Annotated in this window: 15 protein-coding genes and 1 riboswitch; of the genes, 11 read left to right on the top strand and 4 right to left on the bottom strand. The window is 66.6% G+C overall.

What is annotated here, in order from left to right; genetic code table 11:
• Window position 1 precedes the first annotated feature (1 nt).
• Window positions 2–1927 (bottom strand): TonB-dependent receptor plug domain-containing protein, encoded by a 1926-nt coding sequence (locus WAL33_RS03900; RefSeq protein ID WP_422178679.1) that lies wholly within the window; start codon window positions 1925–1927, stop codon window positions 2–4.
• A 108-nt stretch (window positions 1928–2035) separates the two neighbouring features.
• Window positions 2036–2235: riboswitch (cobalamin riboswitch) on the bottom strand.
• A gap of 37 nt (window positions 2236–2272) precedes the next feature.
• Between WAL33_RS03900 and cobU the strand changes: the two genes are divergently transcribed.
• A complete protein-coding gene (gene cobU, locus WAL33_RS03895) occupies window positions 2273–2788 on the top strand; it encodes a bifunctional adenosylcobinamide kinase/adenosylcobinamide-phosphate guanylyltransferase (protein ID WP_422178677.1) in 516 nt (171 codons plus the stop codon).
• Between the two features lie 90 nt (window positions 2789–2878).
• Window positions 2879–3766 (top strand): TauD/TfdA dioxygenase family protein, encoded by an 888-nt coding sequence (locus tag WAL33_RS03890; protein ID WP_422178675.1) that lies wholly within the window; start codon window positions 2879–2881, stop codon window positions 3764–3766.
• 46 nt (window positions 3767–3812) lie between these two features.
• On the opposite strand, the gene modB is transcribed toward WAL33_RS03890, so the two are convergent.
• Together modB and WAL33_RS03880 are read right to left on the bottom strand one after the other, a co-directional pair.
• The gene (modB, locus tag WAL33_RS03885) at window positions 3813–4484 is read right to left on the bottom strand and encodes a molybdate ABC transporter permease subunit (RefSeq protein ID WP_422178673.1); all 672 of its coding nucleotides are present in this window, start codon (window positions 4482–4484) and stop codon (window positions 3813–3815) included.
• A 137-nt stretch (window positions 4485–4621) separates the two neighbouring features.
• Entirely contained in the window at window positions 4622–5092 is a 471-nt protein-coding gene (locus WAL33_RS03880) for a hypothetical protein (protein ID WP_422178671.1), read from the bottom strand.
• Between the two features lie 212 nt (window positions 5093–5304).
• Here WAL33_RS03880 and WAL33_RS03875 point away from each other — a divergent pair, with 212 nt between their 5' ends.
• The 5 genes from WAL33_RS03875 to WAL33_RS03855 all read left to right on the top strand — a co-directional run bounded on the left by WAL33_RS03875 (window position 5305) and on the right by WAL33_RS03855 (window position 11216).
• Window positions 5305–5802, top strand: a complete 498-nt coding sequence (locus tag WAL33_RS03875) for an RNA polymerase sigma factor (protein ID WP_422178669.1) — start codon at window positions 5305–5307, stop codon at window positions 5800–5802.
• Between the two features lie 97 nt (window positions 5803–5899).
• Window positions 5900–6943, top strand: a complete 1044-nt coding sequence (locus tag WAL33_RS03870) for a FecR family protein (protein WP_422178667.1) — start codon at window positions 5900–5902, stop codon at window positions 6941–6943.
• A gap of 200 nt (window positions 6944–7143) precedes the next feature.
• On the top strand, window positions 7144–9480 hold the full coding sequence (locus WAL33_RS03865) for a TonB-dependent receptor (protein ID WP_422178665.1): 2337 nt from the start codon (window positions 7144–7146) through the stop codon (window positions 9478–9480).
• Window positions 9481–9611: 131 nt separating this feature from the next.
• Complete coding sequence (locus tag WAL33_RS03860) at window positions 9612–10451, top strand: glycosyltransferase family 2 protein (RefSeq protein ID WP_422178663.1); 840 nt, start codon at window positions 9612–9614, stop codon at window positions 10449–10451.
• Window positions 10452–10460: 9 nt separating this feature from the next.
• Entirely contained in the window at window positions 10461–11216 is a 756-nt protein-coding gene (locus WAL33_RS03855; RefSeq protein WP_422178661.1) for a polysaccharide deacetylase, read from the top strand.
• Between the two features lie 307 nt (window positions 11217–11523).
• On the opposite strand, the gene WAL33_RS03850 is transcribed toward WAL33_RS03855, so the two are convergent.
• Window positions 11524–12231 carry a hypothetical protein gene (locus tag WAL33_RS03850; protein ID WP_422178660.1) on the bottom strand — a complete coding sequence of 236 codons (708 nt, stop codon included), beginning with the start codon at window positions 12229–12231 and terminating at the stop codon, window positions 11524–11526.
• A gap of 436 nt (window positions 12232–12667) precedes the next feature.
• Here WAL33_RS03850 and WAL33_RS03845 point away from each other — a divergent pair, with 436 nt between their 5' ends.
• The 4 genes from WAL33_RS03845 to WAL33_RS03830 form a co-directional block, all read left to right on the top strand.
• Window positions 12668–14056, top strand: coding sequence for a glycoside hydrolase family 43 protein (locus tag WAL33_RS03845; protein WP_422178658.1), 1389 nt, complete (start codon window positions 12668–12670; stop codon window positions 14054–14056).
• Window positions 14057–14124: 68 nt separating this feature from the next.
• A complete protein-coding gene (locus WAL33_RS03840) occupies window positions 14125–17016 on the top strand; it encodes a TIM-barrel domain-containing protein (RefSeq protein WP_422178656.1) in 2892 nt (963 codons plus the stop codon).
• Between the two features lie 180 nt (window positions 17017–17196).
• Window positions 17197–17721 carry an RNA polymerase sigma factor gene (locus WAL33_RS03835; RefSeq protein WP_422178654.1) on the top strand — a complete coding sequence of 175 codons (525 nt, stop codon included), beginning with the start codon at window positions 17197–17199 and terminating at the stop codon, window positions 17719–17721.
• The coding region (locus tag WAL33_RS03830) for a FecR/PupR family sigma factor regulator (protein ID WP_422178681.1) at window positions 17718–17873 on the top strand (156 nt) is incomplete at its 3' end. The genes WAL33_RS03835 and WAL33_RS03830, both read left to right, overlap by 4 nt.

Genomic DNA, 17873 nt, shown 5'->3' with positions numbered 1-17873 from the left:
GCTAGAACCTCGCCCGCACGCCGGCGAAGGCGCCGCGGCCCAGGGTCCCGTAGCGGTAGAGGGTCTCGTACTGCTGGTCGAACAGGTTCTCGACCCGGCCGTACAGTTCGAACGTGTCGTTGATCGGATAGGAGACCCGCACGTCGGTCAGCACATAGCTCTTCAGCCGCCGGGTGTTGGCGGCGTTGTCGAAGCTGTGGCCGACATACTGCATCGTCACCCCGCCGGTCAGGCCGTTCGGCAGGCTCAGCTCCGCGTCGGCCGAGGCGGTTTCGCCCGCCCGGCGGACCAGGTCCTTGCCGTAGTTGGCGCCGGCCGACTTATTGACAGCGTCCATGTTGGTGTAGTTGGCCGACAGGGTCAGCAGCGCGTTGACCGCGAAGTTGCCCTCCACCTCGACGCCGTCGGCCTGGGTCTTGGCTGTATTGGCGTAGCCGCCGAAGTTGGGCGGGGTGTTGTTCGACAGGAAGTCGATCTGGTTCTTGGTGTCGCGGCTGAAATAGGTGATCGCGCCGCGCAGGCGGCCGTCCAGGACGCTGTGCTCGACGCTGACGTCCCAGCTCTTGGCTTCTTCTGGCTTCAGCGTCGTGTTCCCGTAGTCGCTGTACAGCTGGTACAGCGACGGGGCCTTGAAGCCCTCGCCGTAGTTGGCGCGGAACACCGTGGTCCCGGCGTTCGGGCTCCAGGTCGCGCCCGCCTGGTAGGTGGTGGCGCCGCCGAAGGTGTCGTGGTCGTCGTGGCGGACGCCGCCCGTCAGGGTCACGCCCTCCACCGGCTTGGCCTGCAGTTGGCCGTAGACGCTGTCCATCCCCGTCGCGTGGCGGTCGGGCGTCGGGTTCGGGTCGAAGCTGGACGGCGAGGCGGTGCGGAACCAGGTCCGCTCGGTCTCGGCCCCGAACACCGCGCGCCACACCGGATTGATCGTCCAGGTGCCTTGGTATTCCAGGCTGTTGTCCGTGCCCCGCGCGTCGAAGGTCTTGGTCGGGGTCTGGCTGGGGTCGTAGTTGTCGCGGTCGGTCTGGGTGTACGAATAGCCGATGCGGCTGTTCAGGGCGCCGTCGAAATTGGACAGGCGCGCGCCCAGATAGCTGACCAGTTCCTTGGTCTTGCCGTATTCGGCGGTGTCGGCGAAGGCGAACGCCGGGGCCGGGAAACCGTCGAATTCATTGCGGCCGGCGGCGTACGAGACGCGCGCGTCGAGGCTGGCCCAGTCGGTGACGTTCAGGTCCAGGCGGCCGCTGACCGCGTTGTTGTGGTAGCCGTCCTTCTCCTTGCCGCCCATGGCTTCGTCGAAGTTGGAGACGCCGTCGGTGGTGTAGGACCCGGCCGCCAGCCGCCAGCCGCCCCAGGCGCCGCCGGCCCCGACGCCCACCCGGGCATAGGCCGTGGCGCGCGAACCGCCCTCCAGCGTGGCGTCGCCCGACAGCGGGCCGTCCTGGGTCTTGGTGATCATGCTGACCACGCCGCCGATGGCCTGGCTGCCCCACAGGGTCGATTGCGGGCCGCGCAGCACCTCGATGCGGTCGACGTCGCCGGCCAGCAAGGTGGCGAAGTTGTAGCCGCCGCCGGTGGTCGACGGGTCGTTCAGCTTGACGCCGTCGATCAGCACGGCGGTCTGGTCGCTTTCGGCGCCGCGGATGCGCACCTGGGTCGAGCCGCCCACGCCGCCGTTGCGGGTGACCGAGACGCCGGGGGTGCGCGACAGCTGGTCGGAGACCACCACCGCCTGGCGCTGGCGCAGGGTCTCGGCGGTGATCACCGTCATGCTGACGGGCGTTTCGGACAGCTTGTCGGCCGCCCGGCCGGCGGTGACGACCACCTGGTCGACCGCATTGGCGTCGTCGACGGTCTCGGCGGCCAAGGCTTGGCTCGACAAGGCCAGGGCGGGAAGGGCGGCCACCAGGGCCAAGACGGAAATAGAGCGCATGTTCAAATCCTCCGTGCGCAGCAACGAAGGCTGGTCCGAGCATTCGGACCGGCCTGACGATGTCGCCTCGGGGGAAGAACCCCATCGTACGGCGCACCCCGGCCGGACGAAGGACGACTGCGACGGGCAGGTCTCCTGGCTCGCGGGTCAATGCCGGTGCGCGTCGCCTTCCCAGAAGTCTCCCGAAGGAAGCTCCCAGTGGCCTATGACGCGCGGGCTCGCCGCTTACAGTTGCGGGGGCAGCCCGGGTTTCACACCCGAGTTCCCTTTTCATCCTCTTTCGAGGAACCTGTCGCGAGAGCTGCACTATATCCTGCGTCGCACACGGTCAATCTGGAGCTCATCTTGTTGTTCACCCTCGTCCTGGGCGGAGCCCGATCGGGCAAGAGCGCCTTCGCCCAGGCGGCCGCCGAGGCGCGCGCCGCGCAAACCGGCGGGCGGCTGGTGATGGTCGCCACGGCCCAGGCCTTCGATTCGGAGATGGCCGAGCGGATCGCGCGCCACCGGGACGATCGCGGGTCGGCCTGGACGACAGTGGAGGCGCCGCTGGACCTGGCCGGGGCGCTGGACGGCCTGGGAGCCGACGACGTGGTCGTTATCGACTGCCTGACCCTGTGGCTGTCGAACCTGATGCTGGACGATCGCGACGTCCTGACCGCGGCGGCCCAGTTGGTCGAGAGCGTCGGGCGGTTCGAGGGGGCGCTGTGGCTGGTGTCCAACGAGGTGGGCCTGGGCATCGTGCCCGACAACGCCCTGGCCCGCCGGTTCCGCGACGAGGCGGGACGCCTGCATCAGACCCTGGCCCGGGCCGCCGACGCCGTGACCTTGGTGATGGCCGGCCTTACACTGCGCCTGAAGTGAGAAAAACTCCATTGAGCGCTGATATCCCACGTCTAAGGTGTGGATAGCAGCAGCCGCTCGCGCTGACGGGCGGCGCTCCGGGAGGACGCCATGAACGCCTTTGCCCCTATCACCGCTTCCGAAACCCCCGACTATGCCGGCCTGACGGTGACGCCCTCGGGGCCGGTCCTCGGCGCCGAAATCTCGGGGGTCGACCTGCGCCGGCCCCTGACGCCGGAAATCGTGGCGGCGATCCGGACGGCCCTGTTGCGGCACAAGGTGGTGTTCTTCCGCGACCAGGACATCAGTCATGAGGATCACGTCCGTTTCGGTCGGTATTTCGGGGACTTGGAGGGGCATCCTGTAACCGCCCACGTGCCTGGATTTCCCGAGATCCTGCACATCGAAGCCGCCGACGGCATGAAGCTGCGCGAGGAGATCGTGCCGATCGTCCGCGTCGCCAATAAGTGGCACACCGACGTCACCTTCCGGCCCGCCCCGTCGATGGGCGGGGTGCTGCGCATGCGCCAGATGCCGCCGCTGGGCGGCGACACCCTGTTCGCCGACACCGCCGCCGTCTATCGCGACCTGCCTCAGGCCTTGAAAGACCAGTTGGCGACGCTGACGGCCGAGCACGATATCCTGCAGAGCTACGGCTACCGGGTCGACGAGGCCAAGCGCCAGGAGCTGCGCGCCGCCCATCCGGTCCAAGCCCACCCGGTGGTCCGCACCCATCCCGAGACCGGCGAGAAGCACCTGTTCGTCAACAAGGTCTTCACGACCCGGATCCTGGGCCTTCCCGAGGACGAGGCCGCCAAGCTGCTGGCCGACCTGCTGGACCGGGTGAAGACGCCTGAATACCAAGTCCGCTTCCGCTGGACGCCCAACGCCATCGTCTTCTGGGACAACCGCGCCACCCAGCACTACGCCATCCTCGACTACTGGCCCCAGGAGCGGGTTGTCGAGCGGGTGACGATCCAGGGCGACGTCCCGTTCTGACCTATTGTCCGCTCATCCCGGCATTCGCCGGGATGAGCGGATTGAATTAAACCCTCGAAGTCTTTGATGAAATGCGGCGTTCCATCAACAGAAGGCTCAGCATCACTAGGAAGGCGAAGACCAGCAGAGCGCCGGCCAATTGATGGGCCTTGGTCCATTCCAGGGTCTCGACCAGCCGGTAAATCTCGATCGACAGCACCTCGGTCTGGCCCGGAATGCCCCCGCCCAGCATCATCACCACGCCGAACTCGCCGACGGTGTGGGCGAACACCAGCAGGGCGGCGACGGCGTAGCCTGGCAAGGACAGCGGCAGGGCCACCCGGTGGAACACGCTCCACGCCGAAGCCCCCAGGACAGCCGCGGCCTCCAGTGGTTCGTCGCCCACGGCGATGAAGGCGTTACGCAGCGGCTGGACCGCGAACGGCAGCGAATAGATCAGCGAGCCGATCACCAGGCCCTGGAAGGTGAAGGCCAGGGTGCGGATCCCGAACGGATGCAGCAGGGCGATCAGCGGGCTTTGCGGTCCCAGGGCGATCAGCAGGTAGAAGCCCAGGGCGGTCGGCGGCAGGACGATCGGCAGCGCCACCAGCGCCCCGACCGGCGCTTTCCACCTTGAGCGGCTCCGCGCCAGCCACCAGGCCAGCGGCGTGGCCAGCAGCAGCAGCAGGATCGTGGTGATCCCCGCCAGCTTGGCCGTCAGCCACGCGATCTCGAGCATGGTCAGCGGACCTTGGGCTTGATCGGCGGCGGGCGGGTCGGCATGGCGCGGGTCCGGGTGGGCGCTCAGTTATGCAGTTCGCCTACATAACGAGCTTTCGCGTCCAGGTCACGCGCGGCCGGCCAAGGTCGGGATGTCTAGTGGACGGTCGCCGCCCGCTCGAAAGCCGGCTCCGCGGGCCCGCCGCGCAGCCGAACGGGCAAGGGGTAGCCGTCGACCCGCAAGGCCGCGTTCAGGGCGCGGGCCAGCACCATGGTCGGCTGCGAGTCGATCAGCAGCGGCTCGAGCAGCGCCTCGCCGGCCGAGGTCGCGGTTCCCGCCAGCCCGCAGGACGCCATCAGCCGTTGCTCGTCGGTCGAAACGCCGCCGCAGGTCGGACATTCGACCTGAATCGGGCGACGCAGGCTGGCTTCCACCGATTGCATCCAGGCCACGAACAGCCCGCCCGTCCGGTTCGACGCCCGGAAGGCCAGGGCCTGGGCGACCAGGCGGGTAGGGGGCTCGCCTGCGGCCTTCAACGCCGACCATTGGCGCACGGCGCTCAGCAGTAGCCTTTCGCCCACGGTGGGGCCGGTGGACCAGCGGAAGGCGGTGGAATCGGGCGTCATGGCGGCCTCGTGGCGGGATGTGGCGGTCATTGTTGCGACTGATTCGCAATCTAGATCCCTAAGTTGTTGCGAGTCAATCGCAACAAGGTCCGATCCGGCGCGCTGGACCGGCGAGCCCCAGCGGCCTAGGTTAAGCAACCGCCGCAAGCTGTTCGCCAGCCTTGAGTCTTTGGAGCCCCGCGCTGTCCGCCCCATCTTCGACGATCACGCCGATGATGCGGCTGTACGGCGACAAGCGGGCCAATCTGGTGCGCGTCTTCGCCGCGAAGCTGCGCTCGGTCAGCGAGGCCGAGGATCTGATCCAGGACCTGTTCCTCAAGGTGCGGGCCCTGGGCGAGCTGGAGGTCGAGGGCGACGGCTCGGCCCTGTTGTTCCGCATGGCCAACAACCTGATGCTCGACAGGCTGCGCAGTCAGGTCCGGGCCGGCGCGCGCGACGAGGGATGGCGCAGCCTGCAGGGCGGGATGCTGGGGAATCAGCAGGTGGCCGATGCGCCGTCGGCCGAAGAGGTCGTGGCCGGCCGGCAGCGTCTGAAGACCATGATGGCGACGCTCGACACCTTGCCGCCTCAGGTCGCCCGAGCCTTCAGGCTGCACAAGTTGGAAGGCTTGAGTCACGCCGAGACCGCGGCCGCCATGGGAGTCAGCCGCAGCTCGGTCGAAAAACATGTGAGCGCCGCCTTGAGGGCGCTGATGGCGAGACTCGCATGAAGGCGCCTATTGTTTCTGAAGCGGGCGTTGGAGGTTCCGACGCCTTGGTGACGTCTTATCCTTGCGAGGACGCTGCGTGGCGTCAGGACGGAGCGAAATGACGCGTTCCCAGACAGACATCGACGCCGAGAAGGCCGAGGCCGAAATCGCCGATGCGGCGATCGACTGGCTTGTGCGCCTGCAGGGCGGGGTGGTCACGGAGCGCGACTGGCTGGATTTCGACGCCTGGCTGACGGCTTCGCCCGCCCACGCCCGGGCCTATGACGCCGTGCTCGCCTTCGACCGCCGGCTGGATTTCGATGCGCGCTTCGATGCGCACTTCGATGCGCACGGGGCGCAAACCGCGCCGGTCGACGCTTTGGCGGCGTCTTCGGCGGGCAGGGTGGTTCGGCTGCGCCCGGCGCGACGTGTCTGGATCTGGTCGGCGGGCGCAGCGATCGCCGCCGCCTTCGTCGCGGGGGCCGTCCTGCTGCCCAGCAGCGGTCTGATCGGCGCGCATGAGACGACCTATGCGACGGGCGTCGGCGAGCGCCGGACGATCGTGCTGGAGGATGGCTCCCGGATTGAAATGAACGCCGCCTCGCGCTTGACCGTGCGTTTCGAGCGTCATGCGCGTCGCGTCCGGCTGGATGACGCCCAGGCCTTTTTCGACGTGGCCAAGGATTCCTCGCGCCCGTTCCTGGTCTCGGCGGGCGACACCCAGGTTCGGGTGGTCGGCACGCAGTTCGACGTTCGACGTCGCGACGGACAGGTGGCGGTCAAGGTTCAGCGCGGATTGGTCGAGGTGAGCCCCGACTTGCCGCGCGACGCCGCGCCGTTCCGGCTAAGGCCGGGGCAGGGGCTGTCCTATCGGGAGGGCCGGGCCGCCGACGCAAGCCTCCAGGCGGTCGCCGTCGAGGAAGTCGCCGGCTGGCGTCAGGGGCGGCTCATCTATCGCGATCAGCCGCTTTCGCAGATCGCCGGCGACATGAACCGGCTTTTCCCGCGTCCGGTGCGGCTTGGCGACGCCCAGACCGCCAATATGCGGCTTTCCGGCGTGTTGATCGTCGATGAGCAGGATGCGATGGTTGATCGACTGTCGCATCTGCTTCCCGTCCGAACGACGACGACCAAAGACGCTATCGTGATCCGGGCGCGCTAGAGCCTTGCTGACGGGCTTGGAATCGTTTGAAGCGCGAAGCTTGAGCTCTAGAGGTGTAGAGCTGGAGCCCGATGATTTCGGACACGAAATCCCAGCTTCGATTACGACCTGACGATCCGGACCGTTCCGGAGCGGCCGCTGTCGCTTGCTTGCGCCGCGCCGGTTCCGTCTTGGCCTTGACGACGGTGTCGAGCCTGGCCTTGGTCGGACCCGCCGGGGCGGCCCCGGCGCGGTTCAGCTTCAATATTCCCGCCAAACCCCGATCGGAGGCGCTGATCGATATCGGCGTCCAGGCGCGTGTCACCCTGGGGGGCGCCTCGTCCTGTCCGGGGCGCAGCGAAGCCGTCGTCGGGACCCTGACCCTGCGCCAGGCGCTGAAGGCGGTGACGGCGGGCGCGCCGTGCCGGTTCGAGATCCTAGACAACGACACGGTCAGCATCCGGTCCGCCACCCGCGCGAAGCCGCCGATCATCGCCCAGCCGCCGACGGCGCTCGCTCCGGCCCTCGACAGCGTGATCGTCACCGCCACCAAGCGTCCCACACGCCTGGGCGACGCGGCCGGCGCCGTCAGCGTGATCCGCGCCGAGCGGTTGCACGACAACAGCGCGATCGACACGACCAGCATTTCCCAACAGACCGCCGGCTTCATCACCACCAATCTCGGCGCGGCGCGCAACAAGATCATGCTGCGCGGCCTTTCGGACGGAACCTTCACCGGCCGCACCCAGCAGACCGTCGGCACCTATCTCGACAATATTCCCCTGACCTATAACGCGCCCGATCCGGACCTGCGGCTGATCGATGTGGACCGGGTGGAGATCCTGCGTGGGCCGCAGGGCGCGCTCTATGGCGGCGGGTCGCTCAGCGGGGTCTATCGGATCGTCTCCGGCAAGCCGGTGCTGAACGCGTGGTTGGGATCGGTCCAGGTGGGCGTGGCCGCCACGGAGTCCGGCTCGCCCAGCAGCCGCCTGGAGGCCGTGCTCAACATGCCGCTGGCCGCCGACCGGGCGGCGGTCCGATTGGCGGGCTATAGCGACGTGGACGGCGGCTATGTCGACGACGTCAATCTGCGCCTCGCGAACGTCGACCGCACCACGCGCGCCGGCGGGCGTGCAGCCCTGTCGGTGACGATCGATCCGAACTGGTCGATCCTGGTGTCCGGCGCGCGCCAGGACCTCCACGCCACGGACAGTCAGTACACCATCCCCGGACTCGGCGGCCAAAAGCGCGCCAACCAGGTGCGCGAGACCCACGACAACATCCTGCAGGAGGGCGCGGTGACCATCACCGGGGCAGGGGAGTGGGGCCGGTTCGTATCGTCGACGGGCTATGTCCGTCATCGGTTCGCCAGCCGGTTCGACGCCACCGCTGCGTTGAACGGCGTCAGTTCAGCCTCGATCGACGTCGGTCTGTTCGACGAGGCCAGCAGGGCGCGGCTTCTGGTGGAGGACGCGGTGCTGTCGTCTCCGGACACCGATCGCTTCCGCTGGCTGGTCGGTCTCTACGGGCTCGGCAGCCTTGAGGACAGCGACGGCGAGCTGCGCGCGCGCACCTATTATGATCCTTCACGCCTGATCTATCTGGAGGCTCGTCGGGATCGGCGGCGCGAGCTGGCCGTCTACGGCGAGACCGCCTACGACCTCGGCGGCGGCTGGACCGCCAGCCTGGGCGGCCGGGCCTTTCGCAGCCAGGTGCATACGATCTCGCGGGTCGAGGCGCCGGCGCCGGGCCAGTCGCGCGACATGGACCGGCGGGCGCATTTCACGGGCGTTTCGCCGAAGATCTCGCTTCAGCGGACCTGGAGCGGCGGGCTCTTCTATCTGCTGACGTCGCAAGGCTATCGCTCGGGCGGCTTCAACTCGGGCGGCCTGGCCGCGCCGTCGGCCCGGCGCGCCGCGTTCAAGCCCGATCATCTGCGCAACTACGAGATCGGCGGCAGCGCCCGGCAATGGGACGGCCGGATCGCCCTGCGCACCGCGCTGTTCCACGACGTGTGGACCGACATCCAGACCGACCAGTATCTGAGCTCGGGCCTGTCCTACACCGCCAATGTCGGCGACGGGCGCAACACAGGGCTGGAGATCGAGGCGACGGTTCTGGCCGCCCCGGGGCTGACCTTCGACGCCAATGCGCTGTTCAATCGCCCCCGCCTGAGCAAGGTGGATCCAAATTTCGCGTCGGCGGCCCAAAGCGAGCTGCCCGGCGTTCCGGACGTCTCGGCCGGCGCCATGATGCGATATGAACGAAACCTGGCGGCGAACCGTCGCCTGGTGCTGATCACCGAGCTCGAATATGTCGGCCAGTCGCGCCTGACTTTCGACCGCCGGTTTTCCCCGTCGATGGGCGGCTACGTCACCGGCCGCCTGTCCGCCGAGCTGGCGACCCGGGACTGGAGCGGGACCCTGGCGGTCACCAATCCCGCCAACGCCTCGAGCGACACCTTCGCCTATGGCAACCCGTTCAGCTTCGGTCAGGTGCGTCAGGTCACGCCTTTGCGTCCTCGCACCTGGAGCCTGGTGATTTCTCGCGCCTTCTAGGCGGTGATCGACCCGCGGCGAACGCTTGACGCCTAAGGCCGCGAAAAAGTTCTGAGGGTCCCTGATTTCAGCGACGTCTACTTCTCGTAGGGATGCGCACACAAAGGCCGCTCCCAAGTCGGGGAAATAAGATGCCTGTCCTGTCGGGGCTTGTCTGCGTCCACAATGAAGAGGCGCGACTGGCCGAATGCCTGCAACGCTTGGCGTTCTGCGACGAGATCGTCGTGGTCGCGGACCGCTGCACGGATCGCAGCGAAGCCATCGCGCGCAAGATGGGCGCCCGGGTCGTCTCGGGCATCTTTCCGGTCGAGGGCCTGCGCAAGACGGCGGGCGTCGAGGCCTGCCGCGGCGACTGGATCGTGGAGCTGGACGCGGACGAAGCGGTGACCCCGGCTCTGGCCCTGGAGATCCGCGAGACGGTCGCGCGCGCCGACGCCGCGGACTGGTATCAGGTGCCTGTGGATAACTTTGTGGGCGAGCAACTGGTGCGTCATGGCTGGGGCGGCTCGTTCGGCGCGTCCTCGGTGGCCCGGCTGTTCCGCAAGGGCGTCAAGAGCTGGAAGAGCGAACGGGTTCATCCCGGCACCACCTTCGCCGGCGTCTACGGCGGGCGACTGAACAATGCGATCCTGCACAAGGTCGACGACGACATCGCCGACATGGTCCAGCGCCTGAACCGCTACACCGCCCTGCGCGGCCAGGACCTGGCCGACAGCGGCAAGATCAAGAGCCTTTGGGACGACCTGTTCCGCGGCGTGCGCCGGTTCTGCAAATGCTACGTCTCGCGCAAGGGCTATAAGGAAGGCGACATGGGCTTCCTGATCGCCGTGATGGCCGGACTCTATCCGCTGCTCTCGAACCTCAAGGCGCGCGAGATCCGAGCGCTGACCCGCGTCCAGACGGCGCGTTCGGGGGGCGGGGCGGTGATCGGCCTGGAGATCGAGGACGCCAGGCTGGGCCATTCAGTCTAGACTCCGGTCATGTCGTCCGATCGTTTGTTGATCACGGTCCTGATCGGGCCGGAACTGGCCCGCTGGAAGGCCAGCGGCCGCGCACCGGTGTTTTGGTGGCGTGATGACGACGCGCGCCGACCCACGCCGGCCTTGGATCGTCTGCTGGCCCTGTCTGTCCGCTTTCAGGCGCCGATCACCCTCGCGGCCGTGCCGGACGGCGACATCGCGGCCTTGGCCCGAGCCTGCCGCGCGATCCCCGGCGCGGAGCTTGCGATCCACGGCTTCCGGCATGAGAATCGCGCGCCGCCGGGCTGGCCGTCGGGCGAGGTCAACGACCTGGACCATCTGGCCGACGTGCTGTCGGATCTGGACGTGGCGATCGGCGTGTTCCGCCGGGCGGGCGTCACGCCGCGCCTGTTCGTGCCGCCTTGGAACAACGCCCATTCCATCTTGAAGCAGGCGCTGGGCCTGCGGGGCGTCGGCTTGTCCGGCTATGGTGATCTGCGCGGCGAAGCCGAGCCGGACCGCCTGGACGCCCATCTGGACGTCATGCGCTGGAAGCCCGAGCCGCGCTTCAAGGGAGCGGTCAGGTTTCTGCTTCGAACCCGCAGATTGCTGGCCGAACGGCGGGTGAAGGCGATGTGGGACGAACCGTTGGGCCTGCTGACTCACCATCTCGACCACGACGAGGCCACCTGGCGTTTTCTGGAGGCGTTCCTGCCTGTCGCCAGGCCTATCGCCCGAGCAAGCCTGAACGTCCGAAGCGCTCGGAGGGCGGGTTAGCGCTGAGGCGTCCGTCGACCTGAAGCGGCAAAGCGGCAAACAGCATTTCTTCCGATAATATTACTTAGACGCAATTCATTTGTAGCGACCGATGTTGTCACTGATGTTGTCTGTCACTGACTCCAAATGTCACTGACTCCAATGGCTGCGAGTCGCACGTCCCTGCGAACTTGTTGCCCTAAGGTTCCGGGGTTTTTCGATTTCTGCCTCCAAAGGTCACGACCGTTTTGACTCCAAACCTCGCGATCAGCTGACCTCATTTCTTGCGACCTAGGACGTTCGGCTCGCGTGAGCTGACAATTGGTTGTCACCAGACAAATCCGCCGACGGCTCCGACCGCCACGGTATAAGTCCATCGACGCCGTAAATCCGCCGGCCAGGCCATGGATCGCTCGTTGAGTTCCTGAACTGCATGCCGCGGCAATTCCATCACCAACAAAAATAGAAGATCCGGCACGGCATGGGTGAAGACGCTCTGCCATCCCTGGATCTTCGCGTGGCGATATCGAAGCGTCAGCCAATTTGGCCCCAGCGGCGACGTCTTTGGGTTCCCAACCGGATCCCCCGGATCCGCAAGAATGGCGAGCGCGAGACGGACGTACAGAAGCCGCGTCGCGGCATCTATATCGGTCCACCAATCCATCTGCAGATAGTTGGAGCCTTGGAGCGACTTCCGCCGAAATATGGGTTGCTCCAGCAAGGCGGCCAATGGGCCCGTACCTACTGCCCTCATGTTTGTCGCCAAAGCGTCGATGATGTCGCGAACGGCCCATCTCAGGCCAAGCCGACCTTCGAGCCGCCTTATGCTCGTTGTGCCGTCGAGAACCTGGAAGACGCGAGCGACCATCCTCTCGTCATCGAATGCTAGGACGCCGAGCAAGTTACCCACAGGCTCCTGGGGTTCGACGCCGTCGCCAAATAGCGTCAGATCGCTGGCGCCCGAGGCCGACAGATTTAGTCCGACAAATTCGGCGTCTAGTTCGGTGAAACACTTTGCGACGGGGCGCTTGCGCATCCGCGCCTTGACCCCGAGCGGCGACGACCAGTGAACGAGCCCCTTACGCCCCTGCCCTAGGGCTAGAGGTGCGTCAGGATCACCGCCTTCGCCTCGCGATAATTCATGCTTCGCAGAGCTCGATAGTTGCGCTACCATTAGTCAGACAAAAGAATTGGGGAAAGGCGTTCGATGACGGGCTGGTGTTGCGGTCGGCACGAGGACGTCAAATACAAACACCTGGCGCCACCAGGAGATCGGCCATTGGTAGACGGTGATCCCGACGCCATCGCCGCCAACATCCGTAAGGTCGATTTCACCGCGCCCACCGTCGCCGTTCCGCGTGAGGCTCATTTCATCGTTCGGGTGACCGACAAGGCGCCCGTCCCTCGCCCGCTACAAGCGGGTGATCGGTGATCATCACCCCTTGACCCTCCGCCGGCTTGGATCATCATCAATGCTCTTGAGACCTGTCCTGTTCGCGCTCGCCGCGCTGACGATCGGTCTGTCCGCCACCAAGGCGCGGGCCGACAATCCGATCATTCAGACCCGTTTCACCGCCGATCCGGCCCCACTCGTGCACGACGGGGTCGTCTATCTCTACACCAGCCATGACGAGGACGACGCCGAGGGCTTCAAGATGCTCGACTGGCGGCTCTATAGCTCGACGGACATGGTCAACTGGACCGACCGGGGCGTCGTGGCCTCGCTCAAGACCTTCCCCTGGGCGGTGCAAACCAACGACGCCTGGGCGCCGCAGGTCATTGCTCGCGACGGCAAGTTCTATCTCTACGTCCCCATCAGCGTCGCCGGATCGCCCAAGAATGTGATCGCTGTGGCGGTGGCGGACAATCCCGCGGGACCGTTCAAGGACGCGCTCGGCAAGCCGCTGATCGGGCCGGGTCGCGACAACATCGACCCCACGGCGTGGATCGACGACGATGGTCAAGCCTATCTCTACTGGGGCAATCCGAACCTTTGGTACGTCAAGCTGAACAAGGACATGGTGTCCTATTCCGGGCCCATCACCAAGATCGAGCCCGGTATCGGCGACTACCAGGAAGGGCCGTGGTTCTATGAGCGCCGGGGCCGCTACTACATGGCCTTCGCCTCGACCTGCTGCCCGGAGGGCGTCGGCTATGCGATGAGCGACAAGCCGACGGGCCCCTGGACCTACAAGGGTCCGATCATGAATCATGACCCGCGGGCGACCGGCAATCATCCGGGCATTATCGACTACAAGGGCGGCTCCTATGTCTTCGGCTTTAGCTACGAGCACAATTTCGCGCTGACGCCGATCCATCACGAGCGCCGATCCGTGTCGATGGCCAAGTTCGACTACAATGCTGACGGGACCATTCCGAACCTGGGCTGGTGGGACAAGACTAGCGCGCCGCAGGTCGGGACGCTGAACCCCTACAAGCGGGTCGAGGCGGAGACGATCGCCTGGACCTCCCGCCTCAAGCGCGACCGCGACCGGCCGTACGCCTGGGCGCCGGGGGTGACGACAGCGCAGGACGATCGCACGGGGGTGTACGTCACGCGGATCACCGACCGCAGCTACATCAAGGTCGCCGGCGTCGACTTCGGCCAGGCCGGCGCCAAGACCTTCGTCGCCAGCCTCGCCAACAGCCGGCCCGGCGGGGCCATCGAGCTGCGGCTCGACAGGATCGACGGCCCGGTGATTGGCACGCTGCAGGTCGAGGCGACCGGACCAGCGGGCCAGTGGCGCGAACAGTCGGCTCTCGTCACGGCGGTGACGGGCGTGCGCGACCTGTTCCTGGTGTTCAAGGGCTCGGGCGACAACCCGATGTTCGATTTCGACTACTGGCGCTTTGAACAGTGACGACAACGCGACGGCGGGGCAGGTGCGGCATGAAGACACGTTGGATGATTGCGGCGGCGATGGCTGCCATGGTCGCCCCCGCCCCCGCCCCCGCGCTGGCCAGGCAGTCCTCGCCCCCCACCGGTCTTGACGCGCTGGGCCAATTGCCAGCCTTGGCGCCTGCGACCGGCGCTGCGTTCCGTCTGCAGCGACTGCGCAATGGCGTGCAATTCCAGCTGAACGGCGTCACCAAGTCGGTGCTTTTCTATTCGCCGACGGTCGTTCGGGTGAACGCCAATCTGGGCCAATCCTATTGGACCGCGCCAAGCCTCGTGGTGATCCGCCAGCCCGAGACCGTGGCGTTCACGCTGCGCGAGGCGTCGAACGCGGTGGAGTTGGTCGGCCAGAAGCTGCGCGTCGTCATCGACAAGCGCACCGGCGCTCTGACCTATCATGACGCCTCGGGCCGGCTGCTTACACGCGAGAAGGCTGACGCGCCTCAGTCGATCGACAAGCGCACCATCAGCGACGCGCCGACCTACGAGGTGGAGAACCGCTTCACGCTCAAGGCCGGCGAAGGCGTCTACGGTTTCGGCTTCACCGGCGACGACGAGGTCAACCGCCGGGGCAAGGACCTGCTGCTGGTGCAGACCAATGTCGGCATCATCATCCCGGTGATGATCTCGACCGAGCGCTACGGCGTGCTGTGGGACACCTATTCGCAGATGCGCTTCAAGGACGATGCGCAAGGCGCGCGCCTCTGGGCGGAAAGCGCGCCGGGCGGCGTCGACTACTATTTCATGGCCGGCGACACGATGGACGGCGTGGTCGGCGCCTATCGGTGGCTGACGGGCGACGCCCCGATGTATCCCAAGCAGGCCTTCGGCCTGTTCATGAGCAAGGAGCGCTACAAGACCCAGGACCAATTGCTGGAGGTCGCGCGCACCTTTCGCAAGGACCGGTTCCCGCTCGATTACATTGTCCAGGATTGGCAATACTGGGGGTCGGACAAGGACGGCAGCTGGAGCGGGATGACCTGGGATCCGGTCCGGTACCCCGATCCGGCCGGCATGACCCGTCAGCTTCACGACATGAATCTCAAGCTGATGGTGTCGATCTGGCCTTCGGTCGGCGACGACACGGCGCTGGGCCGCGAGCTCGATCAGCACGGTCTGCGGTTCAAGCCCCTGCACTGGATCTCCAAGCAGGCGCGCGTCTACGACGCCTACAGTCCGCTGGGCCGCGAGATCTATTTCAAGCACATCAAGTCGGGCCTGCTCGACAAGGGCGTGGACGCGCTCTGGATGGACGGGACGGAGGTCGAGGTGAGCTCGGCGATGTGGAGCCCGGTCGACAATGTCCGCGACACCAAGGCCCTGGGCGTCAACGCGATGGGCGACTTCACCCGCTATCTGAACCCCTATTCCCTGCTGACCACCGAAGGAACCTATCAAGGCCAACGCGCGACGAGCGACAAGCGGGTCTTCACCCTGACCCGATCGGCCTGGGCCGGCGCTCAGCGCACGGCCGCCGCTTCATGGTCGGGCGACATCTACGCCAATTGGAAAACCTTCGCCCAGCAAGTGGCGGGCGGCGTCAATGTCACGATCACTGGCAATCCCTACTGGACCCAGGATACCGGCGGCTTCTTCGTCACCGATTTTCCGGGCGGCGAGAAGAACCCTGCCTGGCGCGAGCTCTACGCGCGCTGGTTCCAATACGCGGCCTTCAACCCGATCATGCGGGTGCACGGCACCAGCGTGGAGCGGGAGCCCTATCTGTTCAAGACGTTGGATCCGCCCGTCTACAAGACACTGCTGGACGCCACCCATCTGCGCTACCGGCTGCTGCCCTACACCTATAGCCTCAGCGCCAAGGTCACGGCCGATCGCTACACGCTGATGCGCGCCCTGCCGATGGACTTCCCGCAGGATCCGGCGACGTTCGACATCAACGACAGCTTCATGTTCGGACCCTCGCTGCTGGTCCATCCCGTCACGCACGCGATGTACAACATCCTTCCATCCCTCCCCACGACGGTGCCGGCGCAGTATCTGCGCACAGCCGATGGCCAGCCGGGCCTGGCGGTGCGGTATTTCGCGGGCGAGAACTTCGAGACGCCCCGCGGCCAGGCGGTCGATGCGAAGATCGACCACACCTGGCCCGATCCGCCCCTGGCGGAGCTTCCGCCGGGTCTGACCTCGCTCAGCCACTTCTCCGCGCGATGGGAGGGCGAGCTGATCGCGCCGGAAGACGGCGAGTACGAGATCGGGCTGACGGGCAACGACGGGATGCGCCTGGCCCTAGGCGGTGAGACGGCGATCGACGAGTGGACCCGCGCGGCGACCCGCACGCGCCTGGTGCGGCGGACACTAAAGAAGGGCGACAAGCTATCGGTCCGGCTGGAGTTCTCCCATCCCGAGGGTGGCCGCGTGTTCCGCTTCGTCTGGCGTACGCCCAGCGAACTGAAGCGGGACACCGCAGTGATGAGCGCGCCTCGCGACCTGACGATGCGAACCTATCTGCCCAAGGGCGCGGACTGGTACGATTTCTGGAGCGACCAGCGCTACCGCGGCGGCCAGACGATCGCGCGCCAGGCGCCGCTCGACGTCATGCCGCTCTATGTCCGGGCCGGGGCGATCATCCCGATGGGGCCGGTTGTGCAGTACGCGACCGAGCGACCAGACGCGCCCTACGAGATCCGTGTCTATCCGGGCGCGGACGGCAAGTTCACGCTCTACGAAGACGACAACGAGACTTACGCCTACGAGAAAGGCCAATCGGCGCGTTATGACCTCAGCTGGAGCGATGCGACGCGGACCTTGACCGTCGCTCCAAGGCGCGGCGCCTTCCCCGGCATGGTCAAGCAGCGAACGCTCAAGATCGTGGTGATTGGCGCCGCTGGCCCAGGCGTGCGCACGCCGCCGTCGATCGATCGTACGGTCTTGTACGGCGGACGAGCCTTGACCGTGCGGTTCTAAAGCTGGGTCATCTCGTGGGAAATCACAGGGCGCATCCCCTGCCCGCGCTTTGGCGTGCCTCTGCCGGTCTCCCGTGGAATAGAAAACTTGGCGCGGCGTGCTGTGGGTTGGCCGTTGTCGTGCGTCATGCACGGTGAGACAAAACCTTCGGACCCGGGCTGACGCCCGTTGGGCGGGATCGTGCGAGCAGTCATCGAACCAGATCTGCAGGGACTTGACCGGCGCTATCGGCCGGCGCTGATGGCGTTCTTCATGCGCCGCGCCGCCAGCCACAGCGACGCCGAGGACATGACCCAGGAACTGTTCGCCAAGCTGGCCGCCGCTCAGGTCAGTCCGATGGACAACGCCGACGCCTACATCTTCCAGATGGCCGCTAACCTGCTGCGCGACCGGAGCCGGCGCGAGCGCGTGCGGACCAACTACCGCGCCAGCGTCCATGCCGGGATCGGGATAGGGATCGGAAGCGGTGATCTGGAGTCCCTGGACCCCGCCCGCGTGCTGCTGGGCCGCGAAAGCCTGGGCGAGGTGTCCGACGCCCTGCGCGAACTGCCCGACCGCACGCGCGCCATCTTTCTTCTGTTCCGTCTGGAAGGCATGAAGCAATCCGAACTCGCCACCCTGTACGGCGTCTCCGTCAGCGCGGTGCAAAAGCACATCTTTAAGGCCATGACCCATCTGACCCGACGCGTGAGGGCCGGAGAATGACCGTGATTCCGTCCGAAGCGCGGCTGGACGCCGCCCTCGAGCAGGCCGCCCTGTGGTGCGTGCGCCTGGCCGACGACGAGATGACCCCGGCCGAGCAGGCCAGGCTGCAGGCTTGGTTCGACGCCGACGAGGCCCATCGCGGCCTGCTGGAC

Source organism: Caulobacter sp. (assembly GCF_049283275.1).
GTDB lineage: Bacteria > Pseudomonadota > Alphaproteobacteria > Caulobacterales > Caulobacteraceae > Caulobacter.
This window is presented reverse-complemented; position numbering and strand designations above follow the sequence as displayed.

Coding starts and splice junctions, on each gene's coding strand:
- WAL33_RS03900 (WP_422178679.1), bottom strand. CDS start 1,927: ATGCGCTCTATTTCCGTCTTGGCCCTGGTGGCCGCCCTTCCCGCCCTG.
- WAL33_RS03890 (WP_422178675.1), top strand. CDS start 2,879: ATGAACGCCTTTGCCCCTATCACCGCTTCCGAAACCCCCGACTATGCC.
- modB (WP_422178673.1), bottom strand. CDS start 4,484: ATGCTCGAGATCGCGTGGCTGACGGCCAAGCTGGCGGGGATCACCACG.
- WAL33_RS03880 (WP_422178671.1), bottom strand. CDS start 5,092: ATGACGCCCGATTCCACCGCCTTCCGCTGGTCCACCGGCCCCACCGTG.
- WAL33_RS03875 (WP_422178669.1), top strand. CDS start 5,305: ATGATGCGGCTGTACGGCGACAAGCGGGCCAATCTGGTGCGCGTCTTC.
- WAL33_RS03870 (WP_422178667.1), top strand. CDS start 5,900: ATGACGCGTTCCCAGACAGACATCGACGCCGAGAAGGCCGAGGCCGAA.
- WAL33_RS03860 (WP_422178663.1), top strand. CDS start 9,612: ATGCCTGTCCTGTCGGGGCTTGTCTGCGTCCACAATGAAGAGGCGCGA.
- WAL33_RS03855 (WP_422178661.1), top strand. CDS start 10,461: ATGTCGTCCGATCGTTTGTTGATCACGGTCCTGATCGGGCCGGAACTG.
- WAL33_RS03850 (WP_422178660.1), bottom strand. CDS start 12,231: ATGCGCAAGCGCCCCGTCGCAAAGTGTTTCACCGAACTAGACGCCGAA.
- WAL33_RS03845 (WP_422178658.1), top strand. CDS start 12,668: ATGCTCTTGAGACCTGTCCTGTTCGCGCTCGCCGCGCTGACGATCGGT.
- WAL33_RS03840 (WP_422178656.1), top strand. CDS start 14,125: ATGGTCGCCCCCGCCCCCGCCCCCGCGCTGGCCAGGCAGTCCTCGCCC.